Source organism: Mycobacterium sp. IDR2000157661 (assembly GCF_022317005.1).
In the GTDB taxonomy this organism is placed as follows: Bacteria; Actinomycetota; Actinomycetes; order Mycobacteriales; family Mycobacteriaceae; genus Mycobacterium.
The window spans coordinates 3957125-3979899 of the sequence record NZ_CP081006.1; the positions used below are offsets into that span (position 1 = coordinate 3957125).

Here is a 22775-nt window from a genome sequence, read left to right on the forward strand (position 1 = left end):
CGCACCGCGGCTGTCCACCAATCGATTTGCCAACGCTATGCTTGTCGTCCGGTGCAGCCGCGCCGAGCGGCAGGAGGATGATGGGGTTCTGGCGTCGAGCGTTCCGACCGGGCTGCCTGGGCCTGTTCGTCGAGAAAGGCGTGCTTTACGCCGAGCGCGACATCGCCGAACCGCCCTTCCGGTCGCTGGGCACCGCCGAGCAGCGGCGGAGCTTCCTCGCCCCCGCCGCCGTTCCGCTGAAGAACGCCAGGGTATTTCTCGACATCGAGCTCGGCTCACGCAGGCCTCTCGAAATCCCCGTCGGGGCAACGGTTCACCGGCCCGCCGCACCGCCGCCGAGCCGGGGCGACAAGCTCTACACCGTTTCCGTGCACACCGAGTCGAACGACGTGTTCATCGGCTACCCGGCCGACGGAGGCCAGGCCCGCAACGTCTTGCGTGCGATCGAGAGGCTGGTGAGGGCGGCCGGTTAGGCCAACAGTACGGCGGCTCCGGCGATCCGACCGGAGGCGAGATCGAGCAGTGCCTCGTCGGCGCTGTCGAGTGGATACTGGGGGGTCGTCACCTCGATCCGGTGCCTGCCCGCGAACTCCAGGAACGCATGCGCGTCGGCCCGCGTGTTGGCGGTGACCGATCGGAGCTGGCGTTCACCGAACAGGTGGCGCTGGTAGTCGAGCACCGGGATGTCGGAGAGGTGGATACCGGCGATCGACAACGTGCCGCCTCGGTCGAGTGCCTCCAGAGCGGGCAGCACCAGGTCGCCGACAGGAGCGAACAGGATTGCGGCGTCCAGCGGCACCGGCGGACGATCGGCGGCGCCCTGCACCGAGGCGGCCCCCAGCGACGAAGCGAGGGCGCGCGCGTGCTCGCCACGGGTCATCACATGCACCTCGGCTCCCCGTGCGAGGGCCACCTGTGCCGTCAGGTGTGCGCTGCCGCCGAACCCGTAGATACCCAACCGCCCACCGGCGGGCAGGTCCGCACGCAGCAGCGCGCGATAACCGATGATTCCGGCGCACAGCAGCGGGGCCAACTCGGTGTCGGCATAGCCCTGCGGCAACGCGAGTGCATAGGCGCTCGGCACGACCGCGAACTCCGCGTACCCGCCGTCGGCATCCCATCCCGTGTAGCGGGACTGCGGGCACAGGTTCTCGTCGCCGCGGACACAGAACTTGCACTGTCCGCAGGTGTGACGCAGCCAGGCGATGCCGACGCGGTCGCCGACGGCGAAGTCACCGTGGGTTCGCGGGCCGACCTCGACCACCTCCCCCACGACTTCGTGACCCGGGACGACCCCCGGCCGGTGGACCGGCAGGTCCCCCTCGGCCACATGAAGATCGGTGCGGCACACGCCACATGCGCGCACTGCGACGAGTAGCTCACCCGGTCCGGGGCTCGGTATCTCGACGTTCGCACGCACCAGAGGCCGGGTGCTGATCGGAGCCGGGCGCAGGACGCGCCACGCGCACATGGTGGTCATCACTCCATCGTCGCGCCGCCGCGTGCGCGAGACCAACCCCGGCGTGCTCACTGTCGGGCGCAAGACTCGATGGACCAGCCCGCGAACGCCGACGCCGCCGGGCAGAATAGGGAAAAACCCGATTCCCATGTCGCAACCACGGCATAACCTGGATATCACGACGGGCGAGGTCGGGCGGCCGCCGAAAAGCCCAGTACCGGTTCATCAGGCCCCGGTATTGCGATCAAGAGAGGTAGGAAATGAAAGCACTTGTGGCACTGGCCGTCGGCGCCCTTGCGGCGAGCGGAATCGCGCTGGCCGCCCCGGCCAACGCGGGTTGTCAGTCCGGTTGGACGCCGTGGGGCGGTGGCGAGATCTGCGACGGACCGATCGGCCCGGACGGCAACTTCGAACGCTGCCAGAGCGTCGGCGTCCTCGGCTTCGGGGGCAGCGTGCCCTGCTTCGTCGCCAACGTCGCGAACGCCAACCCGCCGCACATCGGCCCATGACGGGCGCATAGGGCGACATTGCAGACGAATCACTCCGCGGCGAAAGCCGCGGAGTGATTTCGTTTGGGTCCCGTCAGCCCGGAGGCAGCATGCCCGGGGCGTTCTCCGGCGCGACCGGAACGGCCACTCCGACACCCGGACGCGGCGGAGCGTTCGGGTCCGCGGGCGGTGGCGGCGGAGCGTTCGGGTCCGCGGGCGGTGGCGGCGGCGCGTTCGGGTCCGCGGGCGGTGGCGGCGGCGCGTTCGGGTCCGCGGGCGGAGTCGCCGCGGGCGCGGAGTACGGCCGGATCGAGTTGGCCAGAGCGACCGCCTCGTCCTTCGGCACCGGGTTGTTGGCCGTGCCGAGCCACACGACGAACCAGCGGTCGGGGGTGCGCTGGCCGCGCGGTGTGCCCGGTTCCACCGGGTTGCCGACCACTCCGGCGAAGATCTGGCCGTTCGGCTTGTTGGTGTCGGTGAACTTCACCTCGTAGTACGACGCAGCGCCCGGCATGCCGTCGGCGTTCAGTTCGAACGTCTCCTGGTTGACCCGGGTCCCCGGGAACGGCATGAAGAACTCGCCCATGTCCGAAGCCAGCCGCTGGGCGGCCTTGGCGTTGTCGGATTCGGCGCCTGCGAACAGCTTGAGGTCCAGCCGGCCCAGCAGCACGCTGGTGTCGTTCGGCGGCTCGGCGCCCTCGGGGGCGATCTTCGTCAGCAGCGCCTGCCCGTAGGACAGCTGCGTGGAGTCCGAGACCTTCCAGCCCGGGGGCACGACGTAGCTGAGCCCCCCCGCAGGAGAGTTGACCCGTCCGGCATCCCCAGCGGGTGGGGGCGGCGCGTTGGGGTCCGGCGGTGGTGGGGGTGCGTTGGGGTCCGGCGGAGGCGCGGGTGCACCGGGCGGCGGCGGTGGCGGAAGCGGCGCGCCGGGAGCCGGCGCGGGTGCGCCGGGCGGGGCGGCGGCCCCTGCATGAAGGTGTTGCCGGTCGGCGGTGGGGGCGGCGGCGGTGTCGGCTCGGGCTGTGCGTGCGCCACTGACGGCAGTGCGAGTGCCACCGCGGTCGCACCGGTCAGCGCCGCGATCGCCAGCGTCTTCGAGAGGCCCTTGCGGGGTTGAGAAATCGCGTCCGGCTGATCCATGGGGAAGAAACTACCGTGTTACCGCCGTGACGCAAGTGCGAGTTGCTCAAAAAGTTCTCAAATGAGAAATTGCTGTGAAGTCTAAATCACAACGCACGGCCCATAATGGCGAGTTGCTGACACGAAGAGGTCCCCGCGCGTGGCGCGGGGCCTGTGGACCGTTGTCATCGCCGGCGGACGTCGGCTCTTGTGACCTCTTCTTCGCGCCGGAGCGCCGCGCCGTTACGGGCCTGCGCACACCGATACTTCCTGGGCCTTGACGGCGAAGAGCACCCGGTCGCCCGGGGCCAGGCGCAACTCGACCGCGGCGTCGGCGGTGATGTCGGCGGCGAGCCCCGGCGCCCCGTCGGGCTGGTCCTGGGCGCGCACCCGCACGGTGGGCCCACGGCCGTCGAGTTCGGCGACCGTGACCTCGACGGTGTTGCGGGGGCTGCCGTGCGGACGCTCGCGGTAGACCGCGACGGCCGCCGGGTGGAACAGCGCGACCGCCGGCTGACCGGCTGGCACGTCGGAATCCGGGCTGCCGGACCACACCGTGCCCCACGGCGTCATCAGGGCACCCGACGCGGTCGCGTGCCCGCGGACCAGGTTCACGCCCGCGAGTCGAGCGGCGAACGTGCTGCGCGGTGTCGCCAAGACCGTCGCCGTGAAACCCGTTTCGGCTACCTTCCCGTTCTCGAGCACCGCGACGCGATCCGCCAGGGTCACCACGTCGAGCAGGTCGTGCGTGATCAGCACCGCGGTGCGCCCGTCGCGGGCGAGGACCCTGCGCAGCACTTTGCGCACCGCAGCCGCCGCCCCCACGTCCAGCCCGGCCAGCGGTTCGTCGAGCAGCAGCACGTCCGGTTCGGCGGCAAGGGCGCGCGCCAGGGCCACCCGCTGGGCCTGTCCCCCGGACAACCGGTGCGGCCTGCGATCGGACAGCTCCTCGGCGCCCACCTCGGCCAGCCAGTGACCGGGCCGAGTGCTGCGTGGCGCAAACGCCACGTTGCCGAGCACGCTGAGGTGCGGAAACAGCAGCGGATCCTGCAACAGCAGCGCGATGCGGCGGTCGTGGGTCGCGACGTGGACGCCGGCCCGGGTGTCGGTGAGCACGCGCCGGCCGACGCGGACGACGCCGTCGTCGGGACGCACCAGACCGGCGATGACGTGCAGAGCGGTCGTCTTGCCCGCGCCGTTGGGGCCGAGCACGGCCAGCACCTCGCCGGCCGCGACCGCCAACTCGATGTCGACGCCGCGGTCCTCGACCACGGCCCGCATCTCCAGTCCGTCCTCACCAGGCACGGGCGCCCCTGAGGCGTCGGCTGCCCAGTCCGACGACCACCACCGCGGCCACCGCGACCAGCAGCAGTGACAACGCCACCGCCGCATCGGCGTCGGTCTCCCGCTGCAGGTAGATCTCCAGCGGCAGGGTGCGAGTGACGCCCTGGCGGGAGCCGGCGAAGGTCAGGGTGGCGCCGAACTCGCCGAGTGCACGCGCGAACGCCAGGACGGTCCCGGAGACCAGGCCGGGGGCCAGCAGAGGCAGGGTCACTCGCCACCACACCCGCGTCGGGCGGGCGCCCAGCGTGGCCGCGACCAGTTCGTAGTCGGCTCCCGCCGAGCGTGCCGCTCCTTCGAGCGCGATGACCAGGAACGGTAGCGACACGAACGTCTGCGCCAGCACCACCGCTGTCGTCGTGAACGCGATTTGAATCCCGGCGGCGTCGAGATACTCCCCGATCAGGCCCAGCCGGCCGAACGCGTACAGCAACGCGATGCCGCCGACGACCGGGGGAAGCACGAGTGGCAGCAGGACCAGCGGTCGCGCCGCCCGCACCACCGGATGGTCGCTGCGGGCCAGCACCAGCGCCATCGGCACGCCCAGCAGCAGGCACACCACCGTGCTGGCCGCGGCGGTGCGCAGGCTCAGCAACAGCGCGCTGACCGACGACTCGCTGGTCACCAGCCGGAAGAAATCCGGCCAGTTCACCTTCAGTGCGATCGCGATGAGTGGCACCACCACGAACAGCGCGCCGATCGCGGCGGGTAGGAACAGCCAGCGCGGCAGTCCCGGCGATGTGCTCGGGGACGTGCTCATGGCCGCGCCGCTTCCCGCTCCACGGGCCAAATCTATGGCACGCGGTCGTCGAGGGACCGGGCGCCCGCGAGTCGGTTTCTCGCGCTAGCTACTGTCCAGTAACATTGCGCTCGATCGCTGGGTTCAGCGCCGAGCACAACAGGGAGGTCCGCGATGGAGGTGCTCGTCACCGGAGGTGACACCGATCTGGGTCGCACGATCGCCGAGGGCTTCGGAGATGCCGGTCACCGCGTCGTGATCGCCGGCGCCCGCCGTGCCGACCTCGAGGTCGCCGCCAAGGAACTCGACGTCGACGCCATCGTCGTAGACACCAACGACCCGGCCAGCCTGGAGGCGGCCCGTCCGCAGTTCCCCCACCACCTCGACACCATCGTCAACGTTCCCGCACCGCGTTCAGACGGCGGGGACCCCCGCACCTACAGCCTGGCCGACCTGGCTGCGGCCTGGCGTTCTGCGCTCGACGCGACCATGGTCTCGGCGGTGCTGACGGTGCAGATCCTCGGTGACCACCTGCGCTCGGGTGGGTCCATAGTCACCGTCGTGCCGGAGAATCCGGCCGAGGGCAGCGCGGAAGCGGCGATCAAGGCGGCCGTGTCCGACTGGACGGCCGGCCAGGCCACCCACTTCGGGACCAGGGGCATCACCGTGAACGCGGTCGCCTCGGGACGCAGCGCCGAGCCCGGGTACGCGGGCCTGTCGCGCACCCCTCCGCCGGTGGCCGCCGAAATCGCCCGCCTCACACTGTTTCTCACGACGCCGGCCGCCCGCCACATCACGGGCCAGACGTTGCATGTGAGCCGCGGCGCGCTCGCCGACTTCGGCTGAATATTCCCGCGTTCGCCCGCAGCGGAAGCCGGGGTGCTCACTCCGCTTGTTGTGGTTACGTATTGGCGTGACCATCAGACTCGGTTTGCAGATCCCCAACTTCTCCTACGGCACCGGCGTCGCCGAGATGTTCCCCACCGTCATCGCCCAGGCGCAGGAGGCCGAGGCCGCTGGCTTCGACTCGGTGTTCGTGATGGACCACTTCTACCAACTGCCCGGGCTCGGCACCCCGGACCAGCCGATGCTCGAGGCCTACACGGCGCTCGGCGCGTTGGCCACCGCCACCTCCGATGTGCAGTTGGGCACGCTCGTGACGGGCAACACCTACCGCAACCCCACGCTGCTGGCCAAGGCCGTCACGACGCTGGACGTGGTCAGCCAGGGGCGGGCCGTCCTGGGCATCGGCACAGGTTGGTACGAACTCGAGCACGACTCGCTGGGATACGAATTCGGTACGTTCACCGACCGCTTCAACAAGCTGGGCGAGGCGCTGGAGATCATCCTGCCGATGCTGCGCGGCGAACGTCCCACCGTCGAGGGCAAGTACTACCGGACCAAAGAGGCGATGGCCGAGCCGCGGTTCCGCGATCACGTCCCGCTGATGATCGGCGGCAGCGGCGAGAAGAAGACCATCCCGCTGGCCGCCCGCCACTTCGACCACCTCAACATCATCGCCGGGTTCGACGAGCTGCCGCGCAAGCTCCAGGTCGTCAAGGAGCGCTGCGAGGAGATCGGCCGTGATCCGGCCACGCTGGAGACCAGCATGCTGGTGATCGCGATCATCGATGAGAACGTCACCGGCGACGTGATCCCCGACGACTTCAAGCAGCAGGCGGTCTACGGCAGTGCCGAGCAGGTGGCCGACCAGGTCAAGACCAAGGTGCTCGACGCGGGTGTCGACGGTGTGATCCTGAGCCCGGTGACGAGCCTCGACGGGTACCACCCCGGCCGGGCCACCGCCGTCGCTGAGCTGCTCAAGCCGCTGCTCAGCGGCTAATCCCCCGCCCGAGGTGGGATATGCCACAGCAGGCCACTTGCCGGATCGGTGATTGGGGCGACTACCGTAAGGGGTACAGATCTGCACGTGAAGCACCGTCGAGGAGCCCAGAATGAGCCATCCCGGAGCCACTGCAACTGATCGGCACAAAGTCGTCATCATCGGGTCGGGATTCGGTGGGCTGACCGCTGCCAAGCGGCTCAAGCGGGCCGATGTCGACGTCAAGCTGATCGCGAAGACCACCCACCACCTGTTCCAGCCGCTGCTGTACCAGGTGGCCACCGGCATCATCCCGTCGGGCGAGATCGCACCGCCGACTCGGATGATTCTGCGCAAGCAGAACAACTGTCAGGTGCTGCTCGGCGACGTCACCCACATCGACCTCGCGAACCAGACCGTCAAGTCCGATCTACTGGGCCACAACTACGTAACGCCGTTCGACACGCTGATCGTCGCGGCGGGGGCGGGCCAGTCATACTTCGGCAACGACCACTTCGCCGAGTGGGCGCCCGGCATGAAGTCCATCGACGACGCCCTGGAACTGCGGGCGCGCATCCTGTCGGCGTTCGAGCAGGCCGAGCGGTCCAGCGATCCCGCCCGCCGTGAGAAGCTGCTCACCTTCACGGTGGTCGGCGCCGGCCCGACCGGAGTCGAAATGGCCGGGCAGATCGCCGAATTGGCCGATCACACCCTCAAAGGCGCGTTCCGCCACATCGATTCGACGACGGCTCGGGTGATCCTGCTCGACGCCGCCCCCGCCGTGCTGCCGCCGATGGGCGAGAAGCTGGGCAAGAAGGCCCAGGCGCGGCTGGAGAAGATGGGCGTCGACATCCAGCTCGGCGCGATGGTGACCGACGTCGACCGCAACGGCATCACGGTCAAGGACTCCGACGGCACCATCCGGCGCATCGAATCCGCGACCAAGGTGTGGTCGGCCGGTGTGTCGGCCAGCCCGTTGGGGCGCGACCTCGCCGAGCAGTCCGACGTCGAGGTCGACCGGGCCGGACGCGTCATGGTGCAGCCCGACCTGACCATCCCCGGCCACCCGAACGTGTTCGTGGTCGGCGATATGGCGCACGTCGAAGGGGTGCCGGGGCAGGCGCAGGGCGCGATCCAGGGCGGTCGGTACGCCGCGGACGCGATCAAGGCCGAGCGTAAGGGCGCCGACCCCTCCCAGCGTGAGCCGTTCCAGTACTTCGACAAGGGTTCGATGGCCACGGTGTCGCGGTTCTCCGCCGTCGCCAAGATCGGCCCGCTGGAGTTCGGCGGTTTCATCGCGTGGCTGGCGTGGTTGGTGCTGCACCTGGTGTACCTGGTCGGGTTCCGGCGCAAGCTCACCACGCTGCTGTCGTGGACGGTGACGTTCCTGTCGACCCAGCGCGGCAACCTCACCATCACCGAGCAGCAGGCCTACGCGCGCACGCGGATCGAGGAACTCGAAGAGATCGCGGCCTCGATCCAGGAGACCGAGAAGGCTGCCAGTTAGAGGCGCTCCCCCTGCCAGGTCGCCAGCGCACCGCCGGAGGCCAGGGCGAGTACCGCGCCTGCAGCCGGGAAATCGGGTTGCGGGTAACGGAGTTCACTGACGCACGCCCGCGGCGTGCCCAGCGCGTCGTCGGCGACCGAGCCGTCCCCCAGCTCCATGCGGTGCCGTAGCAGCGGCATACCGTCCACGTCGGCGTGCAGTGCGCCCGACCAGAATCCCTGTCGCTCACCGGACCTGCCGATCTGCACTCGCTCGCGCACGCGCACACGGGCGGTGCCGGTCAGCGTCAGCCGAGTCGTGGTGACGTGTCGCGAAGCGCCTGCGACAACGGTGGGTTGCGGGTCGAGGTCGAGGTCGCCGGCGACCTCGAGCGCCCAGATCGCCTGCGACTCGGGCGTCGCAGCGCCGGGCAGCGCCACGGTCGCGGCCGCGCTGCGGATGGCCAGCCGGGCGCCGGACTCCACGACGACCCGCACGGTGATCACGTCACCACCCAGCGGCGTGGCCGCCGCCGACACCAGATGCACGGTGTCGGCGGCGGTGAGCCGGGCGGCCAGCCCGCCGGTGCACTCGATTCGGGGCCGGCGCCCGTTGGGGGCGACGATGACCACGTCGGAACGCATCGGCTAGTGCTCGGCCGGAACCCGCAGTTGCTCGCGCACCCACGCCAGCACCGGGGTCGCGGCGGGGTCCTCGGTCAGCGAGATCAGCAGCGTCGGGCGGTCCCCGCGGACGGCCGCCGCATCGCGGCGCATCACGTCGAGGTCGGCGCCGACCATCGGCGCGAGGTCGGTTTTGTTGACCACCAGCAGGTCCGAGAATGTGACGCCGGGTCCGCCTTTGCGCGGCACCTTGTCCCCGCCGGCCACGTCGACGACGAAGATCTGCACATCGATCAGCCCGGACGAGAACGTGGCGGTGAGATTGTCGCCGCCGGACTCGACCAGGATCAGCTCCAACCCGTCGTTGCGAGCCACGAGGTCGTCGATGGCGTCGAGGTTGGCGGTGATGTCGTCACGGATCGCGGTGTGGGGGCAGCCTCCCGTCTGCACGGCCGCGATCCGCTCGTCGGGCAGCACCGCGTGGCGGCGCAGGAAGTCGGCGTCCTCGGTGGTGTAGATGTCGTTGGTCAGCACCGCCAGCGACAGCTGCTCGCGCAACTGCCTGCACAATGCCGCGACCAGCGCCGTCTTACCCGATCCCACCGGCCCGCCGACACCGACGCGCAGCGGCTCCCCCGGTGTTCGTTGGCGTTTCGGCCGCACGACGTGGTCGTGTGGCTGCCCGTCCAGGAAATGCGGTGGCATGGTGCTCCTTTCGCGCCGACGGCGGATCTCAAGAGACGAAGAGGGGTCGTTCCCGTTCGCTGTGCCGCTGGGCCAGCACGTCAAGCAGTGGATCGGACAGCTCGGCCGGTTCCTTGACCGCGGCCGCCGCGACCTGGTCGCACTCCGACGCCAACTCGAAGGTCAGCGCGGCGACGTCACCGGGATCGAGGGCCAGCAGGCGCTGGGCGGCCGTCGCCGATCCGGTCATGGTGGTGTAGACGACCGACAGGGCGGTCTGCTCGACGGTCAACTTCGCCGCCCTCCCCACCGCACCGGCTGCGACGGCGAGATGCGGGGTCGCGCCGAGCGGTGCCCAGTCCTCACCGGCCCAGACCCGGCGGGCCAGCCGGATCAGCCCGCGGCCCTGTGCGCGCGAAGCCCGCCTGGCCGCCGGAGACGGTGTGCGGGCATCCGTTTCGCGGTCGGCTTCGCCCACCGACATGGTTCCGGCGTGGACGGCGGCGGCCAGCGATGCGGTCACCAGGCCGTGGGCGCGGATCCGCCGGCGCAGATAGGCCCGTAGCGTGGCCAGATCCACCACCAGCCCGCTGGCGACCGCCTCCTCCGCTCCACCGGAATGCACGTGGCCGCCGGTCGGCAAGCGCGAGTCGGCGAGCGCGAGCAGGTTGGTCAGTGTCATCAGAACAGGAAATACCGTTGTGCCATGGGCAGTTCGGCTGCGGGCCGCTCCTGCCACACCTCACCGTCGATACGCACGGTGAAGGTGTCGGGATCCACCTCGATGCGGGGCAGCGCGTCGTTGAGCGGCATCTGGGCCTTGCCGACCTGCCGAACGTCTCGCACCGGGACGAGTCGGCGCTTGACGTCGATCCGGTCGGCGAGGCCGTCCTCGATAGCCTGCGGCGATACGAAGTGCACCGACGTGGCCGCAGCGGCGGCCGGCGCCGCACCGAACATCGGGCGCGGCAGCACCGGCTGCGGGGTGGGAATCGAGGCGTTGGCGTCACCCATCGCCGCCCAGGCGATCATGCCGCCCTTGAGCACCGCGTGCGGGCGCACGCCGAAGAACGCCGGATCCCACAGCACCAGGTCGGCGACTTTGCCGACCTCGACCGAACCGATCTCGCCGTCGAGGCCGTGGGCGACGGCCGGGCAGATGGTGTACTTGGCGACGTAGCGGCGGGCCCGGTTGTTGTCCGCCCCTTGATTTCCGGATGTGTCGCCGGGCAGTGACCCGCGTCTGCGCTTCATCACGTGCGCGGTCTGCCAGGTGCGCAACACCACCTCACCGATGCGGCCCATCGCCTGCGCGTCGCTACCGATCATCGAGATCGCACCGATGTCGTGCAGCAGGTCCTCGGCGGCGATGGTCGATGGCCGAATCCGGCTCTCCGCGAACGCGAGATCCTCCGGGACGCTGGGGTTGAGGTGGTGACACACCATCAGCATGTCGAGGTGCTCGTCGAGGGTGTTGACCGTGTGCGGGCGGGTCGGGTTGGTCGAACTCGGAAGCACGTGGGGTTCACCCGCCACGGTGATGATGTCGGGTGCGTGGCCGCCACCGGCGCCCTCGGTGTGGTAGGCGTGAATCGACCGGCCCTTGATCGCAGCCAACGTGTTCTCCACGAAGCCCATCTCGTTGAGCGTGTCGGTGTGGATGTTGACCTGGACTCCCGCGGCCTCGGCGACGGTCAGGCAGGCGTCGATGGCGGCAGGGGTGGTGCCCCAGTCCTCGTGCAACTTGAAAGCGGCTGCCCCGCCTCGCAATTGTTCCCACATGGCCTCGGCGCTGACCGTGTTGCCCTTGCCGAGCAGTGCGACGTTGAGCGGCCAGGAGTCCAGCGACTCGAGCATCCGGGCCAGATGCCAGGCGCCAGGCGTCACCGTGGTGGCCTTACTGCCCTCGGCCGGTCCGGTGCCGCCAGCGACGATCGTCGTGATACCGCTGCCCAGCGCCTCCTCCATGATCTGCGGGCAGATCAGATGGACGTGGCAGTCGATGGCGCCTGCGGTCACGATGTGGCCGTTGCCCGCGATCACCTCCGTCGACGGGCCGACCACCAGACCGGGGTGCACACCGGACATGATGTCGGGGTTGCCCGCCTTACCGATCGCGACGATCCGGCCATCGCGGACCCCGATGTCCGCCTTGATGATCCCCCAGTGATCGAGGATGACCGCGCCGGTGATGACGGTGTCGGGAGCGCCGTCGGCGCGGGTCGCGCGGGACTGTCCCATCGACTCGCGCAGGACCTTGCCCCCGCCGAAAACCGCTTCGTCGCCCGCGAGTCCCGGACCACCACTGCGGTCCTCGGTGATCTCGACGAACAGGTCGGTGTCGGCCAACCGGATCCGGTCACCGGTCGTGGGTCCGTACAGCGCGGTGTACCGCGCCCGCGACAACGCCGTCATGACGGGTCCAACCGTCCGGGCGGGTTCGGGCTCAGCCCGTGCACCTCGCGGGCTCCGCGCAGTGCGACCAACGAAACCATCTGTGCGACACCGGGTTCAAAGCGCACTGCCGTGCCCGCGGGAACGTCGAGTCGGTGGCCGTGTGCGGCATCGCGGTCGAACGACAGCGCGGCGTTGGCCTGCGGCAGGTGCACGTGGCTGCCGACCTGGACCGGACGGTCGCCGGTGTTGACGACCTCCATCGTCAGCCGGTCCGCGCCCGCGTTGAGCTCGATGTCACCGTCGCCGAACACGATCTCGCCCGGGATCATCTGCGCGCTCACGGGATCGGGTGGTGGACGGTGACGAGCTTGGTGCCGTCGGGAAAGGTCGCTTCGACCTGAACGTCGTGCAGCATCTCGGGCACACCCTCCATCACGTCCTCGCGGCCGAGCACCTCGCGACCGCTGACCATCAACTCGGCGACCGCGCGGCCGTCCCTCGCGCCCTCGAGGAGATGATCGGTGATGACGGCGACAGCCTCGGGGTGGTTGAGCTTGAGCCCGCGTGCCTGCCGCCTGCGGGCGAGGTCGGCGGCATACGAGATCAGCAGCCGGTCCTGTTCATGCGGCGTCAAACGCATAGTGCGCGATATTGCCACGGCGCGCGGCGATCAGCAGCGCGGAGTCACGGCCGCACCGCCGTCCGGGAAGTGCTATTCGGGCATATTCTGCAGTCGGACCTGCCCCCGCGCGACGAGACGGTCGTCGTCGTCGGTGATGGAGATCGACCACAGCTGTTGGCGGCGCCCCCGGTGAATCGGCGTGGAGACCGCGGTGACGGTGCCCGACGAGATGGCCCGCAGGAAATCGGTGTTGTTGTTGACGCCTACCACGTGACCGCCGCCGTGCTCGGTCAGCCAGGTCTGGGCGGACACGCTGGCCAGGCTTTCGATGACCGAGCAGTACACCCCACCGTGCACGATTCCGAAGGGCTGCAGCAGCCGATCGTCGATCTTCAACTGCGCACGGCCCCCGTCGGGTCCCATCTGTAGATACGTCAGGCCCAGTTCGGTGTCGAACCCCTTGCCCAGCGAACTCGATGCGTCGGATGTCACGCGATCGTGTCTACACGGTGGCTTTTCGGTCCGGGGCCGGGGGTCGGGCGGTTAGGGTCGGGGTATGGCCAAGAGTGCGAAAGATCTGGTAGCCGCCGCCAACGAGGTCGTGCCTCGAATCTCGCCTGCCGACGCCCAGGACATGATCGCCGACGGCGCCTTGGTCGTCGACGTCCGCGACGCACCGGAAGTGCAGCAGAGTGGGAAAGTGGCCGGCGCCGTCCACGTGCCGCGCGGGATGCTGGAGTTCCGCGCCGACCCCGAATCGCCGTATCACGACCCCAGTTTCAGCAAGGACAAGGCGGTGATCGTCTACTGCGCGTCGGGCGGCCGCTCGGCGCTGTCCGGTCAGGCGCTCAAGGAACTCGGCTACGACCGGGTCTACAACCTCGGCGGCTTCGGCGACTGGGCTGACAGCGGGGGCGCTGTCGAAACCGTCTGAGCTCCAACGACTTCCGTGTCACGGAGCGGACAGGCCCCGCACCGATAGTGCGGGGCCTGTCCTTCGTGTGGACCGGGAGTCTCTGCAGCCCTCAGGACTCCGGTGCGGTCCGGTGGTTCGGCCGGTGTGCCTGCGATCTGCATATCAGCATAGGCAAGGCTTCCCTAATCTCGCAAGACCTTCCCCGATGTGGCTCCTGGCCGCGCCACGTACCGGCAGCCCGAAACCGACGAATGCGTCCAGCACGGCCTGTCCGCGGCGCATGCTTGCCAATTCGCTCGAACCGGCCAGCAGCGGCACCTGGGTGGCCGCACCGACGACGGCGCCCCCGACCGCGTGCCACATCGCCGCGACCGACATCCCCGCGCCGCTGATGTCGGCCAGCCTGGCGAACAGCGGTGCCAGGGTGCGGTGGCTGCGGTGGGCGACCCACGTGGTCAGCGCCGCCTCGCTGGGCAAGGCCACGATGCCCTCGCGGACCGAATGCCCGGCCCGCCGCGATCGACGTCCACGGAAGTACGGATCGTCGGGCAGGGCGCGCAGCGTCGGATCCACTACGGCCACCCAGTCGATCGCCCCCTCGGAGTCGACGTGGACCCACAGGTTCTCCGGGCCGGTGTCCCAGGCCCGGCCTTCCATCGACAGCAGCGGTATCACGCGGCCGACGACGACATGGGCGAGCGTGACCGCCAGCTGGTGGGTGACCGCTGCGCGGCTGTCGGTCTCCTCGGCGGCGAGGTCGAACATGGTCTGCAACCGGTCCGCAGTCAGCGCCTCGGCCAGTGGCCACCAGCGCCGCCGGGACAGATCACCCATCACCGCCACCCCATAGACCCGCGGGCATTCGGGGCACAGCTCGCGGAGTCGTCGGCTCGACTCGTGCAGGGGAAGGGTTCGGTCGATCGCCATGCTTGCGATGAGCGGATCGTCGACGGCAACCGTCATGACACCTCCGTACGACTGAGTTAGGTTAGCCTTACTATAGCTAGGCGCCCAACCAGCGCCACCGCGTGTGACTGGTCTCACACCGTGGCAAGACAAGGCTGTGAACACGGTGCCGACCCGGCTCAGCCTGTGGAACAAGACGTAGGTCTGGCGGGATACGACACATCGTAGTAAACCCGTAGTACGCTGGTTCTACAGCCGCGAGGAGATGAACGAACGATGGCGAAATTGACGCGTCTCGGGGAACTTGAACGCGCGGTCATGGATCACCTGTGGTCCGCGCGTGACCCCCAAACCGTGCGCCAGGTTCACGAGGCGCTGTCGGCCCACCGGGATCTGGCCTACACCACGATAATGACCGTGTTGCAGCGGTTGGCGAAGAAGAACCTCGTCGTGCAGCACCGCGACGACCGAGCGCACCGATATGCCCCCACGCATGGCCGTGACGAGCTGGTCGCCGGCCTCATGGTCGACGCCCTCGACCAGGCCGCCGACTCGGGCAGCCGGGAGGCGGCGTTGGTGCACTTCGTCGAGCGCGTCGGCGCCGACGAGGCCGCGGCGCTGCGCCGTGCGCTCGCCGAACTGGAATCCAAACACCGCCTACCGCCGCCCGCTGGCGATCCGGGCACCGGCTGAGGGAGACTTGCAGCGTGTCCGCGCTGGCATTCACCGTCATGGCGCTGGTCCTGTCGGGACCGGTGCCGGCGATGCTGGCGCGGGCGGCCTGGCCCTTTCGTGCCCCACGTGCGGCGATCGTGTTGTGGCAGGCGATCGCGCTGGCCGCGGTGCTCTCGGCGTTCTCGGCCGGTATCGCCATCGCCCTGCGGCTGTTCGCGCCGGGATCCGACGGCAGGCCCACCGCGACGATCGTCCGTGAGATCGGCGCCCTTGGGTGGCCGCTGTGGATGGCCTATGTCGCGGTCTTCGCGTTGACCCTCGTCGTCGGCGGCCGCCTCGCGGTCTCGGTGCTACAGGTCGCGGTCGCCACTCGGCGTCGCCGCGCACATCACCGGATGGTCGTCGACCTGGTCGGCAAGTCGCGCAAATGGGGGCACCTTCCGCTTGCGGGGGACGGTCTGCGGATTCTCGACGTCGACCAGCCGCTGGCCTACTGCCTGCCCGGGGTGCGCAGCCGGGTGGTGGTCAGCGAAGGGACGCTGACGCGGTTGTCGGACAAGGAGATCGCCGCCATCCTGTCCCACGAGCGGGCCCACCTGCGGGCCCGCCACGACCTCGTCCTCGAGATGTTCACCGCAGTGCACGCCGCGTTCCCGAGGTTCGTGCGCAGCGGCAGCGCATTGGACGCCGTCCGCACGCTGATCGAGATGCTCGCCGACGACGCCGCGGTGCGCACCGCCGGTCCCACCCCGCTGGCACGGGCGCTCGTCGCCTGCGCGGCGGGACCCGCACCGTCGGGGGCGCTGGCCGCGGGTGGGCCGACCACGGTGTTGCGCGTACGCCGTCTGGGCGGTCAGGGCAACAGCCTGCTGCTCGCTGCGGGCGCCTACCTCTGCGCCGCCGCGGTTCTGGTGCTGCCGACCGTCGCGGTGGTGGTGCCGTGGCTGACGGAACTCCACCGGCTCTTCATCGCATAGGGAACACTCAGCGCCGACGCGCGATCTATCCACAACCAAACAACGAAAGGCTGCCCGTATGACCTCGTCCGACGCCTCCGCTTCCGCCACCGCTCAGATCGGCGTCACGGGGCTGGCCGTGATGGGGTCGAACATCGCCCGCAATTTCGCCAGGCACGGGTACACCGTCGCCCTGCACAACCGGTCCATCGCCAAGACCGATGCACTGCTCGAGCAGCACGGTTCGGACGGCGAATTCGTTCGCACCGAGACGATCGCGCAGTTCCTCGACGCCCTGGAGAGACCCCGGCGGGTGCTCATCATGGTCAAGGCCGGAGATCCCACCGATGCGGTGATCAACGAGCTCGCCGACGCGATGGAGGAAGGCGACATCATCATCGACGGCGGCAACGCCCTCTACACCGACACCATCCGCCGCGAGAAGGCGATGCGCGAACGCGGTCTGCACTTCGTCGGCGCGGGTATCTCCGGTGGCGAGGAGGGCGCGCTCAACGGTCCGTCGATCATGCCAGGGGGTCCCGCCGAGTCCTACAAGTCGCTCGGCCCGCTGCTGGAGGAGATCTCCGCGCACGTCGACGGGGTACCGTGCTGCACCCACATCGGCCCCGACGGCGCCGGTCACTTCGTCAAGATGGTGCACAACGGCATCGAGTACTCCGACATGCAGCTCATCGGCGAGGCCTACCAGCTGCTTCGCGACGGGCTCGGCAAGAGCGCCGCTGAGATCGCCGACGTGTTCGACAGCTGGAACTCCGGCGACCTCGACAGCTTCCTGGTCGAGATCACCGCGAAGGTGCTGCGCCAGACCGACGCCAAGACCGGCAAGCCGCTGGTCGACGTCATCCTCGACGAGGCCGAACAGAAGGGCACCGGTCGCTGGACCGTTAAGTCGGCCCTCGATCTGGGTGTACCGGTGACCGGCATCGCCGAGGCGGTGTTCGCGCGCGCGTTGTCGGGTTCGGTGGCCCAGCGGACGGCGACCACCGGGCTGGCCTCCGGTGACCTCGGTGACAAGCCGAGCAACGCAGAAGAGTTCACCGAGGACATCCGCCAGGCGCTGTACGCGTCGAAGATCATCGCCTACGCGCAGGGCTTCAACCAGATCCAAGCAGGCAGCGCTGAGTACGACTGGGACATCACCCCCGGCGACATGGCCACCATCTGGCGCGGGGGCTGCATCATCCGGGCCAAGTTCCTCAACCGGATCAAGGACGCCTTCGACGAGAACCCGGACCTGCCGAGCCTGATCGTCGCGCCGTATTTCCGCAGCGCGATCGAGTCGGCGGTCGACGGCTGGCGGCGCGTCGTGGTCACCGCGACCGAACTGGGCATCCCGATCCCCGGCTTCTCGTCGGCCCTGTCCTACTACGACGGACTGCGCCAGGAGCGCCTGCCCGCCGCGCTGACCCAGGGCCTGCGCGACTTCTTCGGCGCGCACACCTACGGCCGCATCGACGCCGACCGCGCCGAGCGCTTCCACACGCTGTGGAGCGGTGACCGCAGCGAGGTCAAGGCCTGAGACTCCTCCGGACTGACTCCCCCGGCGACAACTAGACTCGCCGGTGATGCGTTTCCTCGAGGGCCACCGGCCCGGCTACGACCTCACCTACAACGACGTGTTCATCGTTCCCGGACGATCCGACGTGCAGTCCCGGATGGACGTCGACCTGTCCACGTGCGACGGTTCGGGCACGACGATCCCCGTCGTGGTGGCGAACATGACCGCGGTCGCGGGACGGCGGATGGCCGAGACGGTGGCGCGCCGCGGCGGCCTGGTGGTACTGCCGCAGGATCTGCCGATCTCGGTGGTCCAACAGACCGTCGACTTCGTCAAGAGCCGCGACCTCGTCGTCGACACCCCCGTCGTGCTCTCCCCCGACGATTCGGTCTCGGACGCGACCGCGCTGATTCACAAGCGCGCGCACGGCGCCGCGGTGGTCGCGTTCGAGGGCCGGCCGATCGGCCTGGTCACCGAGGCCAGCTGTGTCGGCGTCGACCGCTTCACCCGCGTCCGCGACATCGCGTTCTCCGACTTCGTCACCGCGCCCGTCGGCACCGACCCGCGGAAGGTGTTCGACCTGCTCGAGCATGCGCCGATCGACGTCGCGGTGCTCACCGAGGCCGACGGCACCCTGTCCGGGGTGCTCACCCGTACCGGCGCCGTGCGCGCGGGCATCTACTCCCCCGCCGTCGACGCCGCGGGCCGGTTGCGCATCGCGGCCGCCCTCGGCATCAACGGCGACGTCGGGGCCAAGGCCCGCAGCCTCGCCGAAGCGGGCGTCGACCTGCTGGTGATCGACACCGCGCACGGCCACCAGGTCAGGATGCTCGAGGCGCTCAAGATCGTGAACTCGCTCGACCTCGGGCTGCCCATCGCGGCGGGCAATGTGGTCTCCGCCGAGGGCACCCGGGACCTGATCGGCGCGGGCGCGTCGATCGTCAAGGTCGGCGTCGGGCCCGGCGCCATGTGCACCACCCGCATGATGACCGGTGTGGGGCGACCGCAGTTGTCGGCCGTTGTCGAATGTGCCGATGCGGCAGAGCAGGTGGGCGGCCACGTCTGGGCCGACGGTGGCATCCGGCATCCCCGCGACGTCGCGCTGGCGCTGGCGGCCGGGGCGGCCAACGTGATGATCGGATCGTGGTTCGCCGGCACCTACGAGTCGCCGGGCGATCTGATGCGCGACCGCGACGACCAGCCGTTCAAGGAGAGTTACGGCATGGCGTCCAAGCGCGCCGTCGCCGCGCGCGCCGCCGCCGACAGCCCGTTCGACCAGGCGCGCAAGGCGCTGTTCGAAGAGGGCATCTCGACCTCGCGGATGGGCCTGGATCCCTCCCGCGGCGGGGTCGAGGACCTGCTCGACCACATCACCTCGGGGGTGCGCAGCACCTGTACCTACGTCGGCGCCGCGAGCCTGGCCGAACTGCACGACAAGGCGGTACTCGGGGTGCAGTCGGCCGCCGGATTCGCCGAGGGACACCCGCTGCCCACTGGTTGGTGAGTCCTTCGGCCCAGTGGGTAACCGCTACCATGATTTGTTCCCAAGTCCTCCACTCGAAAGGGGTCTCGTGCCGCAGGCACCCGTCGAGGCCTCGGATTCCGGGCGGGCGCTGACCGTCGAGCAGCCCGGCCACGAGCCCTCGGACGCCGAGCCCTCCTCTAGTCGGCCGGGCGCCCGGCCCGGCACCCCCCCGGCGGGAATGCGATGACCGCCGCGATGTCGCTGCTGTCGCTCCTGGCGATCGTGCTGCTGATCGCGGGCACCGCCGTATTCGTGGCCGCCGAGTTCTCGCTGACCGCGCTGGAGCGCAGCACCGTCGACGCCAATGCGCGCGGAGGCCACCGGCGCGACCAGATGGTCCAGCGGGCGCACCGCACGCTGTCGACCCAGCTCTCCGGCGCCCAGGTCGGCATCTCGATCACCACGCTGGCGACCGGTTTCCTCGCCGAGCCCGTCGTCGGCCGATTGATCCGCCCGGGTCTGGACGCGATCGGCCTGCCCGCGCAGTTCGCCACCGGCCTGGCGCTGGTGCTGGCCATCGTGATTGCGACGTCGCTGTCGATGGTGTTCGGCGAACTGGTGCCCAAGAACCTCGCGGTCGCCCGACCGGTGCCGACCGCGCGCTGGTCCGCCGGGCCGCAGCTGCTCTTCTCCGCGATGTTCACTCCGCTGATCCGGCTGACCAACGGTACGGCCAACATGATCCTGCGCCGGCTGGGCATCGAACCCGCCGAAGAGCTGCGATCGGCGCGCTCGCCGCAGGAGCTGGTGTCGTTGGTGCGCAGCTCCGCGCGCAGCGGCTCGCTGGACCCCGTCACCGCCGCTCTGGTGGACCGATCGCTGCAGTTCGGCGACCGGATCGCCGAGGAGTTCATGACCCCGCGCCAGAAGATCGAGGCGCTGGAAGCCGACGACACCGTCGCCGACCTGGTCAGGGCCGCCATCGAGACCGGTTACTCACGCTTTCCCATCATCCGCGGCGATCTGGACGAGACCGTCGGCATCGCTCACGTCAAGCAGGTCTTCGAGGTGCCGATGGGCGAGCGCGACACCACTCGACTGGCCTCACTGGCGCTGCCGATCGCCAAGGTGCCCTCCACGCTGGACGGCGACGCGGTGATGACGCAGATCCGGGCCAACGGGCTGCAGACCGCGCTGGTGGTCGACGAGTACGGCGGGACCGCGGGCATGGTCACCGTCGAGGATCTGATCGAGGAGATCGTCGGCGATGTCCGCGACGAACACGACGTCGAGCCGCCCGACGTGGTCCCCGCCGGACGTGGCTGGCAGCTGTCCGGGCTTCTGCGCATCGACGAGGTGGCCGACGCGACGCCGTTCCGTGCCGCCGAGGGCGACTACGAGACCATCGGCGGGCTGGTGCTCGAGACGCTCGGCCACATCCCCGAAGAGGGCGAGTCGGTGGAGCTCGACGCGTTCGACCCGGACGGTCCGCTGGAGGACCCCAACCGCTGGCTGGCCACGGTGCTGCGGATGGACGGCCGCCGCATCGACCTGCTCGAGCTGACGGAGCTGGGCCGCAGCGGAGATCACAAGGAGCGTGCCGATGGGTGATTACCTGGGCGTGCTGCTGACGGTGGTGCTGCTCGGGGTCAACGCGTTCTTCGTCGCTTCGGAGTTCGCGCTGATCTCGGCGCGCCGCGACCGGCTCGAAGCGCTGGCCGAACAGGGCAAGAAGAGCGCGGTGACCGTCATCCGCGCCGGGGAGAACCTGTCGCTGATGCTGGCGGGCGCGCAGCTGGGCATCACGATCTGCTCGATCCTGCTCGGCCGCGTCGGCGAACCGGCCGTCGCGCACCTGCTGGAGAAGCCGTTCCATGCGCTCGGCATCTCCGAGACGGTGCTGCACACGGTGTCGTTCATCGTCGCGCTGGGGATCGTGGTGACACTGCACGTGCTGCTCGGCGAGATGGTGCCCAAGAACATCGCGATCGCCGGGCCGGAGTCGACCGCAATGCTGCTGATCCCGACATACCTGGTCTGGATCCGGCTGGCGCGGCCGTTGATCTCGTTCTACAACTGGTGTGCCAACGTCACGCTGCGGCTGTTCCGCGTCGAACCGAAGGACGAACTCGACGTCACGGTGTCGACCGTCGAACTGTCCGAGATGATCGCCGAGTCGCTGTCCGAGGGGCTGCTGGATCCCGAGGAGCACGGCAGGCTCACCCGCGCGCTGCAGATCCGCGACCGTTCGGTCAACGACGTCGCGGTGCCGCTGAGCGAGATCAGGGCCGTCCCGGTCGCGCGCCAGGGCGCCGGGCCGACGGTCGGCGCGATCGAGGAGGCGCTGGGCGAGACCGGTTACTCGCGCTTCCCCATCACCGACGGCTCCGGCGGATATGTCGGCTACCTGCACATCAAGGACGTGCTGCCGCGTTTCGAGGACGTCGACGCGGTGCTGGACCTGGCGATGGTCCGGCCGCTGCCCAAGGTGCCGGCGTCGCTCCCGCTGCCAGACGCGTTGTCTCGGCTGCGGCGCAGCAACAGCCATCTGGCGCTGGTCACCGCGGCCGACGGCACGGTCACGGCGATGGTCGCGCTCGAAGACCTGGTCGAGGACCTGGTCGGCACGGTGCGCGACGGGACGCATCGTGTCTGAGCTGCTGTCTGAAGCCGAGTGGACGAGGCGGGAACGGATGCATCACGCCCGCGTCGACGCGTTCTGTTCATCCCATCTTCACCGGGCCCGGACGGGGCAGACGCATCCGGTGTGGGACTTCCTGTTCACCTACTACAGCCTGCGGCCGCGGCAGCTGCGAAGCTGGCACCCCGGGTTCGGCGTGACGCTGGCCGGCGAGTCCGCCCGGCCCCGGCTGAGCCGCACCGGGTACGGGTGGGACGGTGACGGAGTGGCGGTGACCGGCGACCATCTGCTGGCCCGCCTGCCGACCGTCCGGTTCGTCGCCGGGTTGCTGCGCGCGACGGCCGCCCGGCCGGCCCGGCTCAACTGCTTCGGCCTGCACGAGTGGGCGATGGTGTACCGCGCGGCGTCGCTGCGCCACGACTCGGTTCCGCTGCGGCTCGGCGCCGCAGGCACCGACGCCGTCGTCGAGTCGATGCCGCTGCGCTGCAGCCATTTCGACGCGTTCCGCTTCTTCACCGAACCGGCCGCGCGGCGCAACACCGAGCAGCTCAGCAGGCAGCGCCAACGCGAAACCGAGCAGCCGGGCTGCCTGCACGCGGCGATGGACCTGTACAAGTGGGCGTTCAAGCTGGGCCCGCTGGTGCCCTCGGAACTGGTGATGGACGCCTTGGCGTTGGCGGCCGATGCCCGTGCACTCGACATGCGGGCCAGCCCCTATGATCTCCGCGACTACGGATTCGAGCCGATCGCGATCGAGACACCGGCCGGTCGAGCCGAATACGTGCGGGTCCAGCAGCAGGTCGCACAGCGGGCGGCACCCTTGCGGTCCGCTCTTGCTGACCGGTGTCACCTGCTGCTCAAAACGGCGGGCAGTACCGAGCCGGTTACCGCTGGGTAAGCTGGATCGACAGTCCAAG

24 protein-coding genes and 1 pseudogene are annotated in these 22775 nt (G+C 69.6%); 13 read left to right on the forward strand and 12 right to left on the reverse strand.

The genetic code is table 11. From position 1 onward, the window contains the following. The first annotated feature begins 80 nt into the window (after window positions 1–80). Window positions 81–473: a hypothetical protein gene (locus K3G64_RS20315; protein WP_238886882.1), complete on the forward strand. Its 393-nt coding sequence runs from the start codon at window positions 81–83 to the stop codon at window positions 471–473. Here the strand turns inward: K3G64_RS20315 and K3G64_RS20320 are convergent. Next, window positions 470–1480 (reverse strand): zinc-binding alcohol dehydrogenase family protein, encoded by a 1011-nt coding sequence (locus K3G64_RS20320; protein WP_238886883.1) that lies wholly within the window; start codon window positions 1478–1480, stop codon window positions 470–472. The two genes, K3G64_RS20315 and K3G64_RS20320, sit on opposite strands and share 4 nt — an antisense overlap. Window positions 1481–1719: 239 nt before the next feature. Here K3G64_RS20320 and K3G64_RS20325 point away from each other — a divergent pair, with 239 nt between their 5' ends. After that, the gene (locus K3G64_RS20325; RefSeq protein WP_238886884.1) at window positions 1720–1968 is read left to right on the forward strand and encodes a CDGP domain-containing protein; all 249 of its coding nucleotides are present in this window, start codon (window positions 1720–1722) and stop codon (window positions 1966–1968) included. A 73-nt stretch (window positions 1969–2041) separates the two neighbouring features. Here K3G64_RS20325 and K3G64_RS20330 read toward each other — a convergent pair. From K3G64_RS20330 to K3G64_RS20340, 3 genes and pseudogenes are all read right to left on the reverse strand, one after another. Beyond that, a pseudogene (locus K3G64_RS20330) lies at window positions 2042–3087 on the reverse strand (alanine and proline-rich secreted protein Apa). Between the two features lie 222 nt (window positions 3088–3309). Next, on the reverse strand, window positions 3310–4347 hold the full coding sequence (locus tag K3G64_RS20335) for a sulfate/molybdate ABC transporter ATP-binding protein (protein ID WP_238950861.1): 1038 nt from the start codon (window positions 4345–4347) through the stop codon (window positions 3310–3312). Between the two features lie 13 nt (window positions 4348–4360). After that, window positions 4361–5167 (reverse strand): ABC transporter permease, encoded by an 807-nt coding sequence (locus tag K3G64_RS20340; RefSeq protein WP_238886886.1) that lies wholly within the window; start codon window positions 5165–5167, stop codon window positions 4361–4363. Window positions 5168–5320: 153 nt separating this feature from the next. Between K3G64_RS20340 and K3G64_RS20345 the strand changes: the two genes are divergently transcribed. From K3G64_RS20345 to K3G64_RS20355, 3 genes are all read left to right on the forward strand, one after another. Beyond that, entirely contained in the window at window positions 5321–5992 is a 672-nt protein-coding gene (locus K3G64_RS20345) for an SDR family oxidoreductase (protein WP_238886888.1), read from the forward strand. Between the two features lie 67 nt (window positions 5993–6059). Then, window positions 6060–6989: an LLM class F420-dependent oxidoreductase gene (locus K3G64_RS20350; RefSeq protein ID WP_238886891.1), complete on the forward strand. Its 930-nt coding sequence runs from the start codon at window positions 6060–6062 to the stop codon at window positions 6987–6989. Window positions 6990–7101: 112 nt separating this feature from the next. Further along, entirely contained in the window at window positions 7102–8475 is a 1374-nt protein-coding gene (locus tag K3G64_RS20355) for an NAD(P)/FAD-dependent oxidoreductase (protein ID WP_238886893.1), read from the forward strand. Here K3G64_RS20355 and K3G64_RS20360 read toward each other — a convergent pair. The 7 genes from K3G64_RS20360 to K3G64_RS20390 form a co-directional block, all read right to left on the reverse strand. Continuing rightward, complete coding sequence (locus K3G64_RS20360) at window positions 8472–9098, reverse strand: urease accessory protein UreD (protein ID WP_238886894.1); 627 nt, start codon at window positions 9096–9098, stop codon at window positions 8472–8474. The two genes, K3G64_RS20355 and K3G64_RS20360, sit on opposite strands and share 4 nt — an antisense overlap. 3 nt (window positions 9099–9101) lie before the next feature. Beyond that, on the reverse strand, window positions 9102–9782 hold the full coding sequence (ureG, locus tag K3G64_RS20365; protein ID WP_238886895.1) for an urease accessory protein UreG: 681 nt from the start codon (window positions 9780–9782) through the stop codon (window positions 9102–9104). Window positions 9783–9810: 28 nt separating this feature from the next. Then, on the reverse strand, window positions 9811–10446 hold the full coding sequence (locus K3G64_RS20370; RefSeq protein ID WP_238950863.1) for an urease accessory protein UreF: 636 nt from the start codon (window positions 10444–10446) through the stop codon (window positions 9811–9813). Further along, window positions 10443–12176, reverse strand: a complete 1734-nt coding sequence (locus K3G64_RS20375; protein ID WP_238886896.1) for an urease subunit alpha — start codon at window positions 12174–12176, stop codon at window positions 10443–10445. Before K3G64_RS20375 ends, K3G64_RS20370 begins: the two co-directional genes overlap by 4 nt. After that, complete coding sequence (locus tag K3G64_RS20380) at window positions 12173–12487, reverse strand: urease subunit beta (RefSeq protein WP_238950865.1); 315 nt, start codon at window positions 12485–12487, stop codon at window positions 12173–12175. Before K3G64_RS20380 ends, K3G64_RS20375 begins: the two co-directional genes overlap by 4 nt. Window positions 12488–12495: 8 nt before the next feature. After that, window positions 12496–12798, reverse strand: a complete 303-nt coding sequence (locus tag K3G64_RS20385) for an urease subunit gamma (protein WP_238886897.1) — start codon at window positions 12796–12798, stop codon at window positions 12496–12498. Between the two features lie 72 nt (window positions 12799–12870). Further along, window positions 12871–13203 (reverse strand): PaaI family thioesterase, encoded by a 333-nt coding sequence (locus K3G64_RS20390; RefSeq protein ID WP_370647233.1) that lies wholly within the window; start codon window positions 13201–13203, stop codon window positions 12871–12873. A 133-nt stretch (window positions 13204–13336) separates the two neighbouring features. Between K3G64_RS20390 and K3G64_RS20395 the strand changes: the two genes are divergently transcribed. Next, a complete protein-coding gene (locus K3G64_RS20395; protein WP_238886901.1) occupies window positions 13337–13714 on the forward strand; it encodes a rhodanese-like domain-containing protein in 378 nt (125 codons plus the stop codon). Window positions 13715–13858: 144 nt separating this feature from the next. Here the strand turns inward: K3G64_RS20395 and K3G64_RS20400 are convergent, their stop codons facing one another. Continuing rightward, window positions 13859–14659 carry an iron reductase gene (locus K3G64_RS20400; RefSeq protein ID WP_238886903.1) on the reverse strand — a complete coding sequence of 267 codons (801 nt, stop codon included), beginning with the start codon at window positions 14657–14659 and terminating at the stop codon, window positions 13859–13861. Window positions 14660–14878: 219 nt separating this feature from the next. On the opposite strand from K3G64_RS20400, the gene K3G64_RS20405 reads away from it, so the two are divergent. The 7 genes from K3G64_RS20405 to K3G64_RS20435 all read left to right on the forward strand — a co-directional run bounded on the left by K3G64_RS20405 (window position 14879) and on the right by K3G64_RS20435 (window position 22756). Further along, window positions 14879–15295: a BlaI/MecI/CopY family transcriptional regulator gene (locus K3G64_RS20405; protein ID WP_238886905.1), complete on the forward strand. Its 417-nt coding sequence runs from the start codon at window positions 14879–14881 to the stop codon at window positions 15293–15295. Window positions 15296–15309: 14 nt separating this feature from the next. Then, window positions 15310–16254 (forward strand): M56 family metallopeptidase, encoded by a 945-nt coding sequence (locus K3G64_RS20410; RefSeq protein WP_238886907.1) that lies wholly within the window; start codon window positions 15310–15312, stop codon window positions 16252–16254. A 58-nt stretch (window positions 16255–16312) separates the two neighbouring features. Then, window positions 16313–17773, forward strand: a complete 1461-nt coding sequence (gndA, locus tag K3G64_RS20415; RefSeq protein ID WP_238886909.1) for an NADP-dependent phosphogluconate dehydrogenase — start codon at window positions 16313–16315, stop codon at window positions 17771–17773. A gap of 43 nt (window positions 17774–17816) precedes the next feature. Beyond that, complete coding sequence (locus K3G64_RS20420) at window positions 17817–19256, forward strand: GuaB1 family IMP dehydrogenase-related protein (RefSeq protein ID WP_238886910.1); 1440 nt, start codon at window positions 17817–17819, stop codon at window positions 19254–19256. Between the two features lie 204 nt (window positions 19257–19460). Further along, window positions 19461–20828: a hemolysin family protein gene (locus K3G64_RS20425; RefSeq protein ID WP_238886911.1), complete on the forward strand. Its 1368-nt coding sequence runs from the start codon at window positions 19461–19463 to the stop codon at window positions 20826–20828. Then, window positions 20821–21873 carry a hemolysin family protein gene (locus K3G64_RS20430; protein WP_238886913.1) on the forward strand — a complete coding sequence of 351 codons (1053 nt, stop codon included), beginning with the start codon at window positions 20821–20823 and terminating at the stop codon, window positions 21871–21873. Before K3G64_RS20425 ends, K3G64_RS20430 begins: the two co-directional genes overlap by 8 nt. A gap of 37 nt (window positions 21874–21910) precedes the next feature. Next, complete coding sequence (locus K3G64_RS20435; RefSeq protein ID WP_238950867.1) at window positions 21911–22756, forward strand: 3-methyladenine DNA glycosylase; 846 nt, start codon at window positions 21911–21913, stop codon at window positions 22754–22756. Window positions 22757–22775 lie beyond the last annotated feature (19 nt).

Coding starts and splice junctions, on each gene's coding strand:
- K3G64_RS20380 (WP_238950865.1), bottom strand. CDS start 12,487: ATGATCCCGGGCGAGATCGTGTTCGGCGACGGTGACATCGAGCTCAAC.
- K3G64_RS20430 (WP_238886913.1), top strand. CDS start 20,821: ATGGGTGATTACCTGGGCGTGCTGCTGACGGTGGTGCTGCTCGGGGTC.
- K3G64_RS20405 (WP_238886905.1), top strand. CDS start 14,879: ATGGCGAAATTGACGCGTCTCGGGGAACTTGAACGCGCGGTCATGGAT.
- K3G64_RS20335 (WP_238950861.1), bottom strand. CDS start 4,347: ATGCGGGCCGTGGTCGAGGACCGCGGCGTCGACATCGAGTTGGCGGTC.
- K3G64_RS20385 (WP_238886897.1), bottom strand. CDS start 12,798: ATGCGTTTGACGCCGCATGAACAGGACCGGCTGCTGATCTCGTATGCC.
- K3G64_RS20345 (WP_238886888.1), top strand. CDS start 5,321: ATGGAGGTGCTCGTCACCGGAGGTGACACCGATCTGGGTCGCACGATC.
- K3G64_RS20400 (WP_238886903.1), bottom strand. CDS start 14,659: ATGACGGTTGCCGTCGACGATCCGCTCATCGCAAGCATGGCGATCGAC.
- gndA (WP_238886909.1), top strand. CDS start 16,313: ATGACCTCGTCCGACGCCTCCGCTTCCGCCACCGCTCAGATCGGCGTC.
- K3G64_RS20315 (WP_238886882.1), top strand. CDS start 81: ATGGGGTTCTGGCGTCGAGCGTTCCGACCGGGCTGCCTGGGCCTGTTC.
- K3G64_RS20325 (WP_238886884.1), top strand. CDS start 1,720: ATGAAAGCACTTGTGGCACTGGCCGTCGGCGCCCTTGCGGCGAGCGGA.
- K3G64_RS20435 (WP_238950867.1), top strand. CDS start 21,911: ATGCATCACGCCCGCGTCGACGCGTTCTGTTCATCCCATCTTCACCGG.
- ureG (WP_238886895.1), bottom strand. CDS start 9,782: ATGCCACCGCATTTCCTGGACGGGCAGCCACACGACCACGTCGTGCGG.
- K3G64_RS20340 (WP_238886886.1), bottom strand. CDS start 5,167: ATGAGCACGTCCCCGAGCACATCGCCGGGACTGCCGCGCTGGCTGTTC.
- K3G64_RS20320 (WP_238886883.1), bottom strand. CDS start 1,480: ATGACCACCATGTGCGCGTGGCGCGTCCTGCGCCCGGCTCCGATCAGC.
- K3G64_RS20425 (WP_238886911.1), top strand. CDS start 19,461: ATGACCGCCGCGATGTCGCTGCTGTCGCTCCTGGCGATCGTGCTGCTG.
- K3G64_RS20395 (WP_238886901.1), top strand. CDS start 13,337: ATGGCCAAGAGTGCGAAAGATCTGGTAGCCGCCGCCAACGAGGTCGTG.
- K3G64_RS20360 (WP_238886894.1), bottom strand. CDS start 9,098: ATGCGTTCCGACGTGGTCATCGTCGCCCCCAACGGGCGCCGGCCCCGA.
- K3G64_RS20355 (WP_238886893.1), top strand. CDS start 7,102: ATGAGCCATCCCGGAGCCACTGCAACTGATCGGCACAAAGTCGTCATC.
- K3G64_RS20375 (WP_238886896.1), bottom strand. CDS start 12,176: ATGACGGCGTTGTCGCGGGCGCGGTACACCGCGCTGTACGGACCCACG.
- K3G64_RS20390 (WP_370647233.1), bottom strand. CDS start 13,203: ATGGGACCCGACGGGGGCCGTGCGCAGTTGAAGATCGACGATCGGCTG.